The organism is Terriglobia bacterium (assembly GCA_020073205.1).
Lineage (GTDB): Bacteria > Acidobacteriota > Polarisedimenticolia > Polarisedimenticolales > JAIQFR01 > JAIQFR01.
Genome location: JAIQFR010000027.1, coordinates 26,428 through 42,224, shown reverse-complemented (window position 1 = coordinate 42,224; position 15,797 = coordinate 26,428). Strand labels below are relative to the sequence as shown.

At 70.1% G+C, this 15,797-nt stretch carries 15 protein-coding genes; 13 read left to right on the top strand and 2 right to left on the bottom strand.

Annotated features, from left to right (window positions below; genetic code table 11):
• From LAO51_07895 to LAO51_07865, 7 genes are all read left to right on the top strand, one after another.
• Positions 1-280: translational GTPase TypA (locus LAO51_07895; GenBank protein ID MBZ5638665.1), on the top strand; the 280-nt coding region annotated here is incomplete at its 5' end.
• A 70-nt stretch (positions 281-350) separates the two neighbouring features.
• Positions 351-1,019 carry an MBL fold metallo-hydrolase gene (locus LAO51_07890; GenBank protein MBZ5638664.1) on the top strand — a complete coding sequence of 223 codons (669 nt, stop codon included), beginning with the start codon at positions 351-353 and terminating at the stop codon, positions 1,017-1,019.
• On the top strand, positions 1,016-2,584 hold the full coding sequence (gene rny, locus LAO51_07885; protein MBZ5638663.1) for a ribonuclease Y: 1,569 nt from the start codon (positions 1,016-1,018) through the stop codon (positions 2,582-2,584). Before LAO51_07890 ends, rny begins: the two co-directional genes overlap by 4 nt.
• Before the next feature lie 9 nt (positions 2,585-2,593).
• The gene (hpnC, locus tag LAO51_07880; protein MBZ5638662.1) at positions 2,594-3,481 is read left to right on the top strand and encodes a squalene synthase HpnC; all 888 of its coding nucleotides are present in this window, start codon (positions 2,594-2,596) and stop codon (positions 3,479-3,481) included.
• Positions 3,478-4,341 carry a squalene/phytoene synthase family protein gene (locus LAO51_07875; protein ID MBZ5638661.1) on the top strand — a complete coding sequence of 288 codons (864 nt, stop codon included), beginning with the start codon at positions 3,478-3,480 and terminating at the stop codon, positions 4,339-4,341. The genes hpnC and LAO51_07875 overlap by 4 nt, the downstream gene beginning before the upstream one ends.
• A complete protein-coding gene (gene hpnE / locus LAO51_07870) occupies positions 4,338-5,669 on the top strand; it encodes a hydroxysqualene dehydroxylase HpnE (GenBank protein ID MBZ5638660.1) in 1,332 nt (443 codons plus the stop codon). The genes LAO51_07875 and hpnE overlap by 4 nt, the downstream gene beginning before the upstream one ends.
• Before the next feature lie 37 nt (positions 5,670-5,706).
• Positions 5,707-6,429, top strand: a complete 723-nt coding sequence (locus tag LAO51_07865) for a hypothetical protein (GenBank protein MBZ5638659.1) — start codon at positions 5,707-5,709, stop codon at positions 6,427-6,429.
• Here the strand turns inward: LAO51_07865 and LAO51_07860 are convergent, their stop codons facing one another.
• The gene (locus LAO51_07860) at positions 6,430-7,617 is read right to left on the bottom strand and encodes a PP2C family protein-serine/threonine phosphatase (protein ID MBZ5638658.1); all 1,188 of its coding nucleotides are present in this window, start codon (positions 7,615-7,617) and stop codon (positions 6,430-6,432) included.
• A 347-nt stretch (positions 7,618-7,964) separates the two neighbouring features.
• On the opposite strand from LAO51_07860, the gene cysE reads away from it, so the two are divergent.
• From cysE to guaB, 6 genes are all read left to right on the top strand, one after another.
• Positions 7,965-8,624 carry a serine O-acetyltransferase gene (gene cysE / locus LAO51_07855; protein MBZ5638657.1) on the top strand — a complete coding sequence of 220 codons (660 nt, stop codon included), beginning with the start codon at positions 7,965-7,967 and terminating at the stop codon, positions 8,622-8,624.
• Positions 8,625-8,903: 279 nt separating this feature from the next.
• Positions 8,904-9,509 carry a S24/S26 family peptidase gene (locus LAO51_07850; protein MBZ5638656.1) on the top strand — a complete coding sequence of 202 codons (606 nt, stop codon included), beginning with the start codon at positions 8,904-8,906 and terminating at the stop codon, positions 9,507-9,509.
• Between the two features lie 91 nt (positions 9,510-9,600).
• The gene (gene secA / locus LAO51_07845; GenBank protein MBZ5638655.1) at positions 9,601-12,342 is read left to right on the top strand and encodes a preprotein translocase subunit SecA; all 2,742 of its coding nucleotides are present in this window, start codon (positions 9,601-9,603) and stop codon (positions 12,340-12,342) included.
• A 39-nt stretch (positions 12,343-12,381) separates the two neighbouring features.
• Positions 12,382-13,056 carry a hypothetical protein gene (locus LAO51_07840; GenBank protein MBZ5638654.1) on the top strand — a complete coding sequence of 225 codons (675 nt, stop codon included), beginning with the start codon at positions 12,382-12,384 and terminating at the stop codon, positions 13,054-13,056.
• 172 nt (positions 13,057-13,228) lie between these two features.
• On the top strand, positions 13,229-13,807 hold the full coding sequence (locus LAO51_07835; protein MBZ5638653.1) for a DUF1697 domain-containing protein: 579 nt from the start codon (positions 13,229-13,231) through the stop codon (positions 13,805-13,807).
• 54 nt (positions 13,808-13,861) lie between these two features.
• Positions 13,862-15,325 (top strand): IMP dehydrogenase, encoded by a 1,464-nt coding sequence (gene guaB / locus LAO51_07830; GenBank protein MBZ5638652.1) that lies wholly within the window; start codon positions 13,862-13,864, stop codon positions 15,323-15,325.
• Here guaB and tsaE read toward each other — a convergent pair.
• Positions 15,322-15,735: a tRNA (adenosine(37)-N6)-threonylcarbamoyltransferase complex ATPase subunit type 1 TsaE gene (tsaE, locus tag LAO51_07825; protein ID MBZ5638651.1), complete on the bottom strand. Its 414-nt coding sequence runs from the start codon at positions 15,733-15,735 to the stop codon at positions 15,322-15,324. The genes guaB and tsaE overlap by 4 nt on opposite strands.
• Positions 15,736-15,797 lie beyond the last annotated feature (62 nt).

Sequence of the window (15,797 nt, the reverse complement as noted above, 5' to 3'; positions counted from 1 at the left end):
CGGCACCATGTTCGTCGAGCCCGGCGACCAGGTTTACGAGGGGATGGTCATCGGGGAGAACGCCCGTCCCGCGGACATCGACGTCAACATCACGAAGGAGAAGAAGCTGACCAACATGAGGGCCTCCACCTCCGACCGGACGATACGGCTGATCCCCCCCCGGTCGCTGAGCCTGGAGCAGGCGCTCGAGTTCATCCGGAACGACGAGCTCGTGGAGGTCACACCCAAAGCTTTCCGGCTCCGCAAGCGGTTCCTGCCGGCGGCCCAGAGGCGGCACTGACGCCGTTTGCCCGAGCCCGGCTTTTGTCGGATCATACCTCCGCCTCGGTGGCGCACCGCGGGAGACCCGCATGACGGAGGATCTCGAGCTCGTCCGGTTCGCGCTCGGTCCGTTCGTGCAGAACGTTTACGTGCTCGTCGGACCGTCTAAGCGCCGGGCGGCGCTGTTCGACCCGGGATTCGGAATCGAGGAGGTGCTCGACTTCCTCGATCGTCGCGGCCTCGCGCTCGACCTCGTCGTGAACACCCACGGGCACCTCGACCACGTCGCCGGGAACCGTCTCGTCAAGGAGCGAACCGGCGCACCCCTCGCGATCCATCCCGCCGACGCGCCGTTCCTCCGCGGGCTCGCGGCCCAGGGCGACGCCCTCGGCTACCGGATCGACCCCTCGCCGGAGCCGGACCTCGAGCTCGAGGAGGGCGTGCCGCTCGCGTTCGACGGGATGGAGATCGAGGTGATCCACACGCCCGGGCACACGCCGGGCGGGACCTGTCTCAGGCTCGGCCGCCGCATGATCGTCGGGGACACGCTGTTCCAGGGATCGGTGGGTCGGACCGACCTGCCCGGGGGCTCGTGGCCCGACCTCGTGGCCTCGATCCGGGGCAAGCTGTTCCGGCTCCCCTCGGACATCGTCTGCTTTCCGGGGCACGGCCCGGAGACCACGCTCGGACACGAGCGCCTCACGAACCCGTTCGTTTCCGACGCCGCCTTCGAGGAGCGCGGGGAGGATCGACCATGAGCGGCCCGACGCTCCTTCTGATCTCCGTGCCGGTCGCGCTCGCCGCGGGCGGCGCGCTCGGCTGGTGGTTCAACAACCGGCTCGGCCGGAACAGCATCGAGGCGGTGCATCGGCGAGCCGAGGAGCTGCTCCACAACGCCCGCCGAGAGGCGGAGAAGGCCAAGAGGACCGCTCTGGTCGAGGCGCGCGAGGAGATCTTCCGCCAGCGGAACAAGGCGGACAACGACCTTCGATCCCGGAAGGGGCAGCTCCTGAAGCGCGAGCGGGACGTGAAGACCCAGCGGCAGACGCTCCAGGACCTCGAGGTGGACCTGGGGCGGCAGCGCGAGGCCCTCCAGGAGCGCGAGTCGGCCCTGGGCGTCAAGGACGAGGAGCTCCGCGGCGCCCGGGAAGAGCTCGAGAAGCTCCTCCAGAAGGAGTTCCTGGAGCTCGAGCGGATCTCCGCCATGACACGCGACGACGCGAAGCGCCAGCTCCTCGCCAGTCTCAAGGCGGAGTCCCGGTACGAGGCGGCGGCGCTCATCAAGGAGATCAAGGACGAGGCCCAGCGGGTCGCCGACGCCGAGGCGGTGAAGATCATCGCCCTGGCGATCGAGCGAGCGGCGTCGGACTTCTCCGCGGAGCGGACCGTCACCCAGTTCCAGCTCCCGGAGGGGAGCCAGATCAAGGGACGGATCATCGGGCACGAGGGGAAGAACATCCGTGCCTTCGAGAAGGCCACCGGCATCCAGCTCCTCATCGACGAGGTGGCCAGCACGGTGACGCTGTCCGGGTTCAATCCGGTCCGCCGCGAGGTCGCCCGCCGCGTGCTCGAGTCGCTGATCAAGGACGGCAACATCCACCCTCGACGGATCGAGGACCTGGTCCGCCGGAACCGGCGGCGGCTCGACGAGGAGATGCGTCGCACCGGGGAGCAGACCCTGAAGGAGCTGGGGGTCCGGGACGTCCACCCCGAGATGGTCAAGCTCCTGGGGCGCCTGATGTACCGGACCTCGTACGGGCAGAACGCGCTCCTCCACGCCAAGGAGGTCTCCGTCCTCACCGGGATGCTGGCCGCGGAGCTGAGGCTCGACGAGAAGCTGGCCCGTCGCGCGGGCCTGTTCCACGACATCGGCAAGGCGATCGACTACGAGCGGGAGGGAACGCACCCGGAGATCGGCGCCGAGGTCGCGAGGAAGTACGGCGAGCCCGAGGTCGTCATCAACGCCATCGCTTCGCATCACGAGGACTGCGAGGTCATCTCGCCGATCTCCGTCCTGGTCTCGGCCGCCGACTCCCTCTCGGGCGCGCGGCCCGGGGCGAGGCGGAAGAGCGTCGCCGAGTACATCAAGCGGATCGAGCAGCTCGAGGGGCTCGCCAACTCCATGCCGGGGGTGGAGCAGTCGTACGCGATCCAGGCGGGGCGCGAGATCCGCGTGATCGCCCGCTCCGAAGAGGTCGACGACGCGAAGGTCGACCTCCTGGCGTCCGAGCTGGCGTCGCGCATCCAGACCGAGATGGACTACCCCGGCAAGATCAAGGTGACCGTGATCCGCGAGGTGCGTGCCGTCGAGTACGCCCGGTAGGCCACGGGCATGGTGAAGGCCGCGGTCGGGGAGCGCGCTCGCTGGACGCGGGAGGAAGCGTACGCGTACTGCACGGCGGTCGCTCGTGCCCATTACGAGAATTTTCCCGTCGCGTCGCGACTGGTTCCTCGCCGCCTGAGGCCGCACGTCGCCGCGATCTACGCCTACGCCCGCGCCGCGGACGACTTCGCCGACGAGGCGATGCACGACGGGAGGCGACTCGAGCAGCTCGAGCGCTGGGAGGAGCGACTCGATCGCTGCCTGGCCGGGGAGGCGGACCACCCCGTGTTCGTCGCGCTCGGCGAAACGATCGAGCGGTTCTCGCTCCCGGCCGGGCCGTTCCGGGACCTCCTGGACGCCTTCAGGCAGGACTGCCGGGTCCGGCGGTACGCGAGCTGGGACGCCCTCCTCGACTACTGCAGGAGGTCGGCGAACCCGATCGGCCGGTTGATGCTCCTCCTCTACGGCCACGCGGACGACGCGCGCGCGCGCCATTCGGACGCGATCTGCACCGGCCTCCAGCTCACCAACTTCTGGCAGGACGTCGCGGTCGACCTGAGGAACGACCGGATCTACCTCCCCGCCGACGACCGCCTTAGGTTCGGCGTCGCCGAGGAAGATCTCCGCGCCGGACGGCTCCACGAGGGGCTTCGAGCCCTCCTGCTGGAGCTTCTCGGGCGGACACGGCGTTTCTTCGAGGACGGCCGCCCGCTCCTCCACGAGCTCCGAGGCCGGCTGGCGATCGAGATCCGGCTGACGTGGCTCGGAGGGAACCGGATCCTCGACCGGATCGAAGCCGCAGGCTGCGACGTGTTCCACGCGCGCCCGGAGCTGACCGCCGGCGACAAAGCGCTCCTGACCGCGAAGGCGGTGCTCGGCCGCTGGGCGTCGCCGTGACCCCGAGCGGCGCCGCCGCGGCGGGGAGGGGCGCCCGCGGCCCCGCCAGCAGCTTCCGCGTCGCGTTCCGCTTCCTGCCTCCCGCGAGGCGGGAGGGGATCCTGACGGTGTACGGCTTCTGCCGCCGTGCGGACGACGCGGTGGACGAGGCGGCCGGACCTCAGGAGGCGCGGGCCGCGCTCGCCGCCGTCCGCCGCGAGCTCGACGACGCTTTCGCGGGGAGGGCGGACGACCCGGACGTCGCCCGCCTGGCCCGCGTGGTCGAGGCGTTCCGTCTTCCGCGGGAGCCGTTCGAGGAACTCCTCGAGGGCGTGGGCTGGGACATCGAGGGCCGCCGTTACGAGAGCGAGGAGGACCTCCGTCAGTACTGCCGCCACGTGGCGTCCGCCGTCGGCCTGCTTTGCGTCCGCGTCTTCGGATGCGAGGAGGGCGCCGCGGACGCCTACGCGGAGGAGCTGGGCGTGGCGCTCCAGTGGACGAACATCCTTCGGGACGTCGGGGAGGACCTCGAGAGGGGCCGGGTCTATCTGCCGGCGGGAGCGCTCCGCCGCCACGGTCTCGTGGAGAGCGACCTGTCCCGGCGCGACCCGGACGTGCTGCAGCGGCTCGACGCGCTGATCCGCGAGCAGGCCGCGTACGCGCGGGATCGATTCGCCGCGGCGGCCGCCGCCCTCCCCCGGAGAGAGAGCCGGCGGCTGATGGCGGGGCGGATCATGGCCGCGGTCTATCGCGTGCTCCTCCGCAAGATCGAGCGCGCGGGGGCCGCGGTGCTCGCTCGGAAGCCCCGGGTCGCGGCGCCGCACCGGGGGCTGATCGCCCTCGGCGTTCTCCTGAGAGACCGGCTGGGGAGCCGAGCTTGAGGCCGGACGCGATCATCGTGGGGGCGGGGTGCGCGGGACTGGCGGCGGCCGCCGTTCTCGCGGCTCGCGGCGCGAAGGTCCGCCTCCTCGAGGCGGCGCGCGCACCCGGCGGGCGGGCGCGCTCCTTCGTCGACCCATTGACCGGAGACGTGGAGGACAACGGCCAGCATCTCGTGATCGGGTGCTATGAGAGCTTCCTGAGGTTCACGTCCCGGACCGGGGGATCGGCGGCCATCGCGTTCGAGCCGCGCCTCGAAGTGGTCATGCTTCGGCCCGGAGGGGGCCGCGCGACGTTCCGGCCGGCGGCGCTTCCGTCTCCCTTCGGGCTCCTCGCGGGCCTGGCGCGTCTCGATGGCTTTCCGCTGCGCGATCTCGCCACGGCCCGCGCCGTCGCGCGCGACGTACGCTCCGGCGGGCCCCGCGCCCGGGGGATGACGGTCGCCGCGTGGCTCGCCTCGCTCGGTTCGTCGCGGGCCGGTCGCTCGGTGCTGTGGGACCCGCTGACGCTCGCGGCGCTGAACCTCGATCCCGAGACCGCGCCCGCCTCGCTGCTCGCCGAAGTGGTGCGGCGCGCGCTCCTCGGCGGCCCCTCGGCGTCGCGCCTCGGCTTCCCGTCGCGCGGCCTCGACGCGGTGATCGCCGCGCCCGCGGCAAGGTACCTCGGCGAGCGCCGTGGAGAGATCTTGCTGGGGAAGCTCGTGGAGCGCCTCGAGACCGGCCACGACGGACGGTTCGAGGCTGCGGTCTGCCGGGACGGGAGCCGGCACGAGGGGGGCGCCGCGGTGGTCGCCGTTCCTCCGCGCGCCGCCGCCGGGCTTCTGCCCCCCGGCGCGTCCGACTTCGGGGCCGAGCGTGCGAGATCCCTGGGGGCGTCCCCGATCGTCGGCGTCCACCTCTGGTTCGATCGCGAGGTCGCGGACCGCAGCATGTCGGGGCTCCTGGGCTCTCCCGTCCACTGGGTGTTCGACCGCGGCCGGATCGGGGGAGCCAGACCGCCGGGCTACCTCTCGCTCGTGCGGAGCGCGGCGTTCGACTGGATCGAGCGCGGGCGCGACGAGATCGTCCGAACCGCGACGGAGGAGGTCCGCCGGTTCTTTCCGGGGAGCCGCGGCGCGGCGCTCGTCAGGTCGCGCGTCATCAAGGAGCGCGAGGCGACGGCGCGCTTCACGCCGGACAACCTGGCGTCGAGGCCTAAGGCGGAGACCGCCGTGCCGAACCTGGTGCTGGCCGGCGATTGGACCGACACGGGGCTTCCCGCGACGCTCGAGGGAGCCGCCGCCTCCGGCGAGCGCGCGGCCGCGCTCATCGAGCGGCCTGGCGGGTGCTAGAATCCGGCCGCCTCTTCTCGAGGAGCGAGATGATCCCGTGTCGGATGCCACCTCTTACCTGCTGACGGGGACCGCGGTCGCGACCGCGGCGTTCCACACGCTCATCCCGGACCACTGGCTCCCGTTCGTGCTCATCGGCCGGGCTCGTCGCTGGCGTGCGCGGACCGTCGCGACGGTCTCCGGGGCTTCGGCGTTGATCCACACGGGCCTCTCGGTCCTGCTCGGCCTCGTGGCCATCCGGATCGGCCGCGGGGCGATGGAGGCGGTCGGGGCGACCCTCGAGCGCGTCAGCGGCGCGCTGCTCGTGGTGTTCGGCCTGGCCTACGCCGGATGGGCCTGGAAGAAGGGGGGGCATTTCCACCCCGGCGGAGTGATGCTCCACCGCGGCGAGGAGGGGCCCGACTGCGACGGGCACGAGGGGGATGTTCACCCGGAGCATCTCCACTACCACGCCGACCGGCAGCTCATCGAGGGCGCGGGGGGGCGCGGGGTCGTCTACCTCGCGCTGATTGTCGGCCTGAACCCGTGCGTGCTCGTCCTCCCCATCGTGCTGGCCGCAGCGGAGCACGGCGCGAGGGTCATCGCCATGGTCTCGCTGGCCTACAGCGTCACCACGATCGCGCTCATGGTGGGCCTGTCCGTGGCGGGGGTCGTCGGCATCCGGCGCTTCGAGCCGCCGGGAGCGGCGCGCCACATGGAGGCGTGGAGCGGGCTGCTCATCGCCGCCGTGGGCGTGGTGTTCTGCCTCCTCGAGCGGTGATCAGCGCCTCACCACCGCGACGACCGTCTGGTCGTCCACGGGCGGGTCCGCCAAGGAGAACTCCTTGACCGCCCCGAAGACCTTCTCGACGAGGTTTCGCGCCGAGGCCCACCGCTCGGACGCCAGGACCTCCCGGAGCCGCTCCACCCCGAACGCCTCGCCCGCGGCGCTCTCCGCTTCGCTGATACCGTCCGTGTAAGCCAGGAGCGCCGAGCCCGGAGGCAGGTCCACGTACCCCCGCTCGTAGCGAGCGTCGGGATTCGGGCCCAGCACGGTTCCGCCGCGGGTCAGCTCCTCGACGCCGCCGCGTGCCCGGAGCAGCGGCGGCGTGTGCCCCGCGTTGCAGTAGACCAGCGTGCCGTTCAGCTCCAGCTCGCCGTAGAACAGCGAGATGAACTTCGAGGCGAGGGCGGAGTGGCTGACGACCCGGTTCAGCTTCTCGATGGTCGCCGTGAGCCGCAGTTGCTCCTCGACCCCCATCCTGAGGCCGATGATGGCGTCCCGGGCCTGGAGGGCGGCAGGAAGGCCGTGGCCCGACGAGTCGGCGATCGCGATCCCGATTCGCCGCGAGGAGACCGGGATGAAGTCGTAGAGATCGCCTCCGACCTCCTCCGCCGGAACGGACGCGCCGTGGAGATCGAACGGCCCGAAGGCGGGCGAGGTCAGGGGCAGGAGGGAGAGCTGGATCTCCCGCGCCTCGGCGACCCGACCCTCGAGGTGCTCCTGGCGCACCTTGAGATTCACCACGTGCCGGATCGTGTTCAGCGTGTAGACCACCTGATCCGCCTCGGCGGGGTGCTTGAGGCTGAACGCCATGATCTGGCGCCCCTTCTCGCCGACGCGGATCGCGGCGAAGACGCTCACCCCGATCGCCCGCTCGATCTCGCGATCGATCCCCGGGTCCGTGATGTCCTTCAGCACGAATCCCCGATCGAGGATCTCCTGGATCGGCCGGTACGACACGGGAATCCTGAAGCCGAGCGGGGCCTTGCCGGGCGGGAACTCCGTCTCCAGGACGTAGTGGCTCCCGTGGCGGACGTAGATCCTCCCGCCCACGATCCCGAGGTCGTCCTGGAAGTCGTTCACCAGGCGGCCGAGTATCGCGGCGAGGGTGCCGACCAGGTCTTCCGATCGCTCGAGGGTGGCCAGCGTCTTCTCGAGCTTCCGGAACAGGTTCTTGTAGTACACGGGGGCTCCGGTGTTCGACGACCGACGGAGAGGGTACGGTAGCAGAGCGCGGGAAGGGAGGGCAACGGCGAGCGGATCGTCGGGGGCTCCGCCCCCGAACCCCCGCAACCCCGAGTTTGGAGGGCAGGGGACTGCCCTCCAAACTCGGGGTTACTTCTTGCGGACCCGAACCGGTGTCTTCTTGATGTAACCCCGCGAGCGCGAGGCAGTCCGCTGCCTTGCGCTCGCGTGGTTGCCAGGGGTCCGGGGGTGGAACCCCCGGATGCTGCCGATCAGCCGTGCTTTTGCGGAGGGTAGGATGATAAATTGACCCTCCGGGCGGCGAAATGTCGACCCTGCGAGGACCGATGATGTTCAAGTACTTCGACACCGTGCGTCAGCGGGATCCGGCGGCGCGGTCGGGCCTCGAGATCCTGCTGGCTTATCCGGGGGTGCACGCGCTCGCGGCCCATCGGGTCGCGCATTACCTCCACGCGCGCCTCCGGCTCCGAACGCTGGCCCGCCTCGTGTCGCACACGGCGCGGTTCCTGACGGGGATCGAGATCCATCCCGGCGCGACGATCGGACGCGACGTGTTCATCGACCACGGCATGGGAACCGTCGTCGGAGAGACCGCGGTGATCGGGGACCAGTGCACGCTCTATCAGGGCGTCACGCTGGGCGGCACCGGCAAGACGCGCGGGAAGCGCCACCCGACGCTCCGCCGCGGAGTGGTCGTGGGATGCGGCGCGGCCGTGCTGGGCGACATCGTCCTGGGGGAGAACGTCAAGGTGGGGGCGGGGTCGGTGGTGGTGCGGGACGTTCCGGACAACTGCACGGTGGTCGGGATCCCGGCGCGGATCGTGGGCGTGGACCGGCGCCTCCACGCCGACCTGCTCGATCACGCCGATCTGATCGATCCGATCATGGAGAAGATCAACCTGCTGCAAGCCGAGGTCAAAGCGGCCGAAGCCGAGATCCGCGAGCGTCTGGCCCGTCGAGAGGGTGAGGGGGACCCCGATGATTGAGGTCGCGGGAGCGCGCCCTCGAGCGCCACGCGCCATGCTGGCGCGCGGCGTTGCCGCGCTACGTCAGCCTGGCAGCGACGGTAGGGCAGTACCCTGCGGGAGCGAATCGCTAATGTCGCGGAAGCACGGACTAATTGAAATTCGCAGGATTGGCACCGGAGTTGCTTTTCATCGGAAGCGTAGACATGACCTCCTCCTGGTCAGTGTCGAGCCCCCTCCGGACCTGAAGGTCATGCCCCCCCGCAGGTCCGGAGGGGGTCGGCTTATCGAGCCGGCTTCGTGAACCCCCAAAACGAGATGACCTCGACGCTCGTGAACGCCGCCGTGGCTCTCATGGGGAGCGCCGGACGTCTGGGAACCGTGAGGGTGCTGGGCGAGAGCATGAAGCCCACGGTGCCTCCGGGATCGGTGCTCTGCGTGGACTTCGCGCCGGGAGAGCTGAGCCGCGGCGATCTCCTGGTGTTCCGGCAGGCCAGCTATCTCGCGGTGCACCGGCTGCTCGGTCGCGCCACGCATCCGGACGGACGGCCCTGCCTGAGGACCCGGGGGGACAGCGTGCTCGCGCTCGACCCGCCCGTGGACCGCCAGAGCGTGATCGGCCGCGCCGTCGCCGTGAGGCGGGACGGGACCTGGCGTGATCTGAACCGCCGCGGCGCCCGGGCCTACGCGGCGCTTCTCGCCCTGCACGACGTCGGCTGGGCCGCCGCGGGCGTCGTCGCCGACCGGACGGCGGACCGATTCCTCCGCGCCCTGCGCCTGCCCCTGTCCCTTCGCGGAGGCGTCGCGAGAACCGACGCCGCCCTGCTTCGGGCGGTCGACCGCCTCTTCTTCAATGTCGTCCACCCGCCGGCGCCTCTCCCGCCGGGGATCGGGACGGAGCCGTAGCCAATCTCCGGTCGGCCTCCTATACTGGCCGATGCTTAGGGGAGGACCTGCGCGACGCGCCGCGCCGGCGCCGTCCCGCGGGAATCGCTCGATGATCAACATGCTCCTCACGAAAATCGTCGGCTCGAAGAACGAGCGCACCTTGAAGCGGATGCGCTCGAGGGTGGAGCTGATCAACGGGCTGGAGCCCGGGATCCGCTCGCTGTCCGACGACGACCTGCGCGCGAAGAAGGACGAGTTCCGGGGGCGCCTCGAGCGCGGCGAGACCCTGGACGAACTCCTCCCCGAGGCGTTCGCGGTGGTCCGCGAGGCCGGGCGCCGCGTTCTGGAGATGCGGCACTTCGACGTCCAGCTCGTGGGCGGGATGGTGCTCCACGAGGGAAAGATCGCCGAGATGAAGACCGGCGAGGGGAAAACCCTCGTGGCGACGCTCCCCGTGTACCTGAACGCGCTGGCGGGCAAGGGCGCGCACGTCGTCACGGTCAACGACTACCTGGCGCGGCGCGACGCGGAGTGGATGGGCCGGATCTATCGGTTCCTCGGGATGACCGTCGGCTGCGTCCAGCACGACCTGACCGACCCGGAGCGTCAGGCGGCGTACGGCGCCGACATCACGTACGGGACGAACAACGAGTTCGGGTTCGACTACCTCCGCGACAACATGAAGTTCACGCTGGACTCGATGGTCCAGCGCGGCCACGCGTTCGGCATCGTGGACGAAGTCGACTCGATCCTGATCGACGAGGCGCGGACCCCGCTGATCATCAGCGGCCCGGCCGAGGAGTCCACCGACCTCTACTTCAAGCTCGATCGGATCGTCCCGAGGCTCCGGAAGGGAGCGGTGATCCAGGGAGGGAAGGAGTACGAGCAGGAGGACACCGGCGACTACATCGTGGACGAGAAGGCCCGGACCGTGACCCTCACCGAGACCGGCGTCGAGCACTGCCAGCAGCTCCTGGGCATCGAGAACCTGTACGACCCTGCGAACATGGAGGTCCTCCACCACGTCAGCCAGGCCCTGAAGGCCCACGTCCTCTTCCGGCGGGACGTGGACTACATGGTCAAGGACGGCGAGGTGATCATCGTCGACGAGTTCACCGGGCGGCTCATGCCCGGGCGTCGCTGGAGCGACGGCCTCCACCAGGCCGTCGAGGCCAAGGAAGGGGTGAAGATCGAGCGCGAGAACCAGACGCTCGCCACCATCACCTTCCAGAACTACTTCAGGATGTACGGCAAGCTCGCCGGGATGACCGGCACCGCGGACACCGAGGCGGTGGAGTTCGACAAGATCTACAACCTCGAGGTCGTGGTCGTCCCCACCAACCGGACGCTGATCCGGATCGAAAACTCCGACATCTTCTACCGAACGGAGGACGAGAAGTGGAACGCGGCGGTCGAGGAGATCGCCGACTGCCAGAAGCGGGGCCAGCCGGTCCTGGTCGGGACCATCTCGATCGAGAAGTCCGAGAAGCTCTCGGGGCTGCTGCGCCGCCGGGGGATCAAGCACGTCGTCCTCAACGCGAAGTACCACGAGATGGAGGCGGAGATCGTCGCCCAGGCCGGGCGCATCAACCAGGTCACCATCGCGACGAACATGGCCGGGCGAGGGACCGACATCCTCCTCGGCGGCAACCCCGAGTACCTCGCCCGGCAGGAGCTGATCCTGAAGGGGCAGAAGCCGGGGGAGACGCCGAAGGACGAGTGGGATGCGGCGTACGCCGAGGCGCTCGAACGTGCCCGGGTCGCCTGCCGGGAGGAGCACGAGAAGGTCGTGGCGCTCGGCGGCCTCCACATCATCGGGACCGAGCGACACGAGTCGCGGCGGATCGACAACCAGCTGCGCGGCCGCGCCGGCCGGCAGGGGGATCCCGGCTCTTCCCGCTTCTATCTCTCGCTGGAAGACGACCTCATGAGGATCTTCGCCACCGAGTTCGTCCAGCGCGTGATGAACAGGGTCTGGACGGAGGAGGGGGCGCCGATCGAGTCCGGCATGGTCAGCCGCGCCATCGAGAAGGCGCAGAAGCGGGTCGAGGAGCGCAACTTCGAGATCCGGAAGCACCTCCTCGAGTACGACGACGTCAACAACATGCAGAGGAACGAGATCTACGCGCTGCGCCGGGACCTGCTCGCGGGGAAGGAGCAGTCGGAGTACTTCCTGGGAAGGGCGCGCGAGATTCTCGAGGTCCTCGTGGACGACTACCTCGGCGTCCACAAGAGCCCCGTGGAGTGGGAGATCGAGCCCTTCCGCCAGCAGGTCCTCCACTTCTTCGGAACCGAGCCGGAGCGGGAGGGCATCGCCCTCCCTAAGCTCCAGCTGGACCAGGTCGCCGACGCGGTCTGGGAGAAGCTCGAGGCCCGTTACGCGGCGAAGGAGGCCAAGGTCGGCTCGGAGCTGATGCGCCAGTACGAGCGGCACATCCTGCTGCAGATCATCGACTCGTCCTGGAAGGACCACCTCCTCGCGATGGACCACCTCAAGGACGGGATCGGCCTCAGGGCCTATGGCCAGCGCGACCCGCTCGTCGAGTACAAGAAGGAATCGTTCGACATGTTCTCGACCATGAAGGAGCAGATCGAGAACGACGCCGTGCGGTTCCTGTTCCTCCTCGAGCCGATGACCGACGAGGACCGGCGCAGGGAGGAGGAGCGCCGGCGGCGGGAGCAGGAGCAGGTGTTCGCCGCGGCCTCGCGCTCCGCGGCGGGCGTGACGGCGCGCGGGGGCATCGAGACCGTCGAGCGCAAGACCGCGAAGGTCGGCCGCAACGACCCCTGCCCCTGCGGCTCCGGCAAGAAGTTCAAGAAGTGCCACGGAGCGACCGCCGGGGTGGCGTGAGGGGAAGACGGCGCGGAGCCCGCGCCCACGGCGCACGACGTGGCGCGTTTCGTCGGAATCCGGAGAGGCGGCTCCGGCACCTCGGGGGGGGGCGACGTGGACGGGGAATCGACGGTTCGAGTCGTGACGACCTTATTTCGAGTCGCCCTGTGCATCGCGTTGAGCGTCACCGCGCTCGCCTCGGAGCTGCCGGACACGCAGCAGCTCCGCGCGCTCTGCCGCGACGTGGAGGGGCCGGATCGCCGTCGACAGCAGAAAGCTGTCGGATCGCTCCGGCAGCTCCCGCCCGGCGCCGTCGCCTCCCTCGCGGCGCTCTTGAACTCGGAATCCGAGGACTCCGAGATTCGCGCCGGAGCCGCCATCGCGCTGGGGACGTTCGGCGCCCCTGCGCGACGGTACGTTCCCGACCTCGCGAAGGCGCTGGACGGCGATTCCATCCCGCTCTCCCAGGCCGCCGCGGGCGCGCTGTCCGGCCTCGTGAACCGAGGCGACGCGGCCGTGGTCCCCGACCTCGTCAAGTGGCTCGTGAAGCGCCGACCCGACTGCTCCTTCGAGTGCTTCTGGGCGATCACGGCCCTGGGCAAGATCGGGCCGTCGGCGCGGTCGGCGCTACCGGTTCTCAGGCAGATCGCCAAGGACGGGCGAATGCCGTCGGACATTCAGGCGGAGGCCCGCGCGTCGGTGAAGAAGATCGGCGCGCGTGCGAGCCCGTGACCCGGGCGCTCGTCGCCCGAGCCTCGGCCGACCCCGCCGTCCGACGGATCATCGCCGAGCCCCTTCCGGAGCTGACACCGTCGATCGGCCTCCTGCGGAAGCGTGGATTTCACCTGATCGGCGACGGCTCGGAGCCTGGGGCCCTACGCTTCGAGCTGCGGGGGCCACGGTCGTGACGATGCACCTGGCGCTCCTCAGGGGCATCAACGTGGGCGGGCACAGGCAGGTCGCGATGTCCGACCTGCGAGAGCTGCTGACCGTCCTTGGCTTCACCGATCCACGGTCGCTGCTCCAGAGCGGCAATCTCGTCTTCCGAGGCGCGCGCCGAAAGGGCGCCGAGCTGGAGCGCCTGCTGGAGGGGGAGGCGGAGAAGCGCCTCGGCTTGCGAACGGACTTCTTCGTCCGAACCGCGGAGGAATGGAAAGGGATCGTCGCGGGAAACCCCTTCCGCGACGAAGCCGAGCGGGATCCCGGCCATCTCCTGGTCGTGCTCCTGAAGCGCGCGCCGGACGGCGAGCAGGTGGAGGCGCTGCGGGCTTCGATCACCGGCCCGGAGGTCGTCCGCGCCTCCGGCCGGCACCTCTACGTCGTGTATCCCGCCGGCGTCGGCCGCTCGCGCCTGACGAACGTCCTCATCGAGAAGAAGCTCGGCACGTCGGCCACGGGCCGCAACTGGAACACGGTCCTGAAGCTCGGTGGCCTCGCCGACCCCTCGAACGCGACATTGGGAGCGCGCGGGAGTTTCGACTAGAATGCCGTCCCGCGCCCGGGGCCCGGTTCTCCGGAGCGGTACCGGAGGCGCACGATGGCCGAAGTCTTCCCCCACGAAGCCCTCACCTTCGACGACGTGCTGCTCGTGCCCGCGCATTCGCGCGTCCTGCCCAGCCAGGTGGAGACGCGGACGCGGCTCACCCGCGGAATCGCCCTGAACATCCCGCTGGTGTCGGCGGCGATGGACACCGTCACCGAGTCCCGCCTCGCGATCGCCATCGCTCAGGAGGGCGGGATCGGGATCGTCCACAAGAACCTGTCCATCGAGGCCCAGGCCCACGAGGTGGACAAGGTCAAGCGCTCCGAGTCCGGCATGATCGTGGATCCGATCACGATGACGCCGGACCAGAAGATCTTCGAGGCGCTCGAGGTGATGAGCCGGTTCCGGATCTCGGGCGTGCCGATCAACGACGAGAACGGGCGTCTCGTCGGCATCCTCACCAATCGCGACCTGAGGTTCTGCACGCGGACCGACCAGCCGATCCGCGAGCTGATGACCTCGGAGGGGCTGATCACCGTGGCGGTGGGCACGACCCTCGAGCAGGCCAAGGAGCTTCTCCACAAGCACCGGATCGAGAAGCTGCCGGTGGTGGACTCGGAGTTCCGGGTGGTCGGTCTCATCACCGTGAAGGACATCCAGAAGCAGATCAAGTACCCCCGGGCGTGCAAGGACGAGCTCGGCCGCCTGCGGGTCGGCGCCGCGGTCGGGATCGGCGCGGACACCCCCGATCGGGCGGCCGCCCTGATCGAGGCGCGGGTGGACGTGCTGGTGGTGGACACCGCGCACGGGCACAGCGAGGGGGTCCTCGGCACCGTCGCGCGGGTGCGCCAGCGGTTCCCCGACGTCCAGCTCGTCGCGGGCAACGTCGCGACCCGCGAGGGGGCGAAGGCGCTCATCGATCTCGGCGTCGACGGCGTGAAGGTCGGCGTGGGCCCGGGGAGCATCTGCACCACGCGAATCGTGACCGGCGCGGGGGTCCCGCAGCTGACCGCGATCATGGAGGCCGCGGGGCCGTGCGAGGAGGCCGGGGTTCCGCTGATCGCCGACGGCGGGATCAAGTTCTCCGGCGACGTGACCAAGGCCCTCGCCGCCGGCGCCTCGTCGGTCATGGTGGGCTCCCTCTTCGCGGGAACCGAGGAGTCCCCGGGCGAGACGGTCCTCTACCAGGGGCGGACGTTCAAGGAGTACCGCGGGATGGGCTCCCTCGGCGCGATGAAGCTCGGCTCGCGGGACCGCTACTTCCAGGACGAGTTCGACGAGCGGAAGCTGGTGCCGGAGGGGATCGAGGGGCGCGTCCCTTACAAGGGCCCGCTCTCCGCCCTGGTTCTTCAGATCGTCGGCGGCCTCCGCGCGGGGATGGGGTACGTCGGGTGCGCGGACATCACCGCCCTGCGCCACGAAGCGAGATTCGTGAGGATCACGAGCTCGGGGCTGCGCGAGTCCCACGTGCACGACGTGATCATCACGAAGGAGGCGCCGAACTACCGGCTCGATTAGGCGTCGCCCTGGGGCCGCTCCGCGGGCTTCCCTGAGGTCGCGATCTCGATCCGGCGGGAGCCTTCGCCGACGTCGTGGAAGCGAACGGCGATCGCCTCGCGCCTCAGGTACGGCGGGAGCTTCTCGCCCCACTCCACCAGCACGACACCGCCGCCCGAGAGGATCTCTTCGAGGCCGAGCGTGCCGATCTCCTCGGGATCGTCGACCCGGTACAGGTCCACGTGGAACATCGGCTTCCGTCCGCCCGTGTACTCCTGCACGAGGGTGAAGGAGGGAGAGGAGACGTCCTCCGGGAGGACACCGAGGCCGGCGGCGACCCCTCGGGCGAAGACGGTCTTCCCGAGGCCGAGGTCCCCCTCGAGCAGGATCAGCTCTCCGCCCTTGAGCCCCCGCCCGAGCGCGCGGCCCATCTCGCAGGTTTCTTCCTCGCTGAGAGAGAAGGTCGTCCGCGGGACGGGCGGTGCCGCCCGGG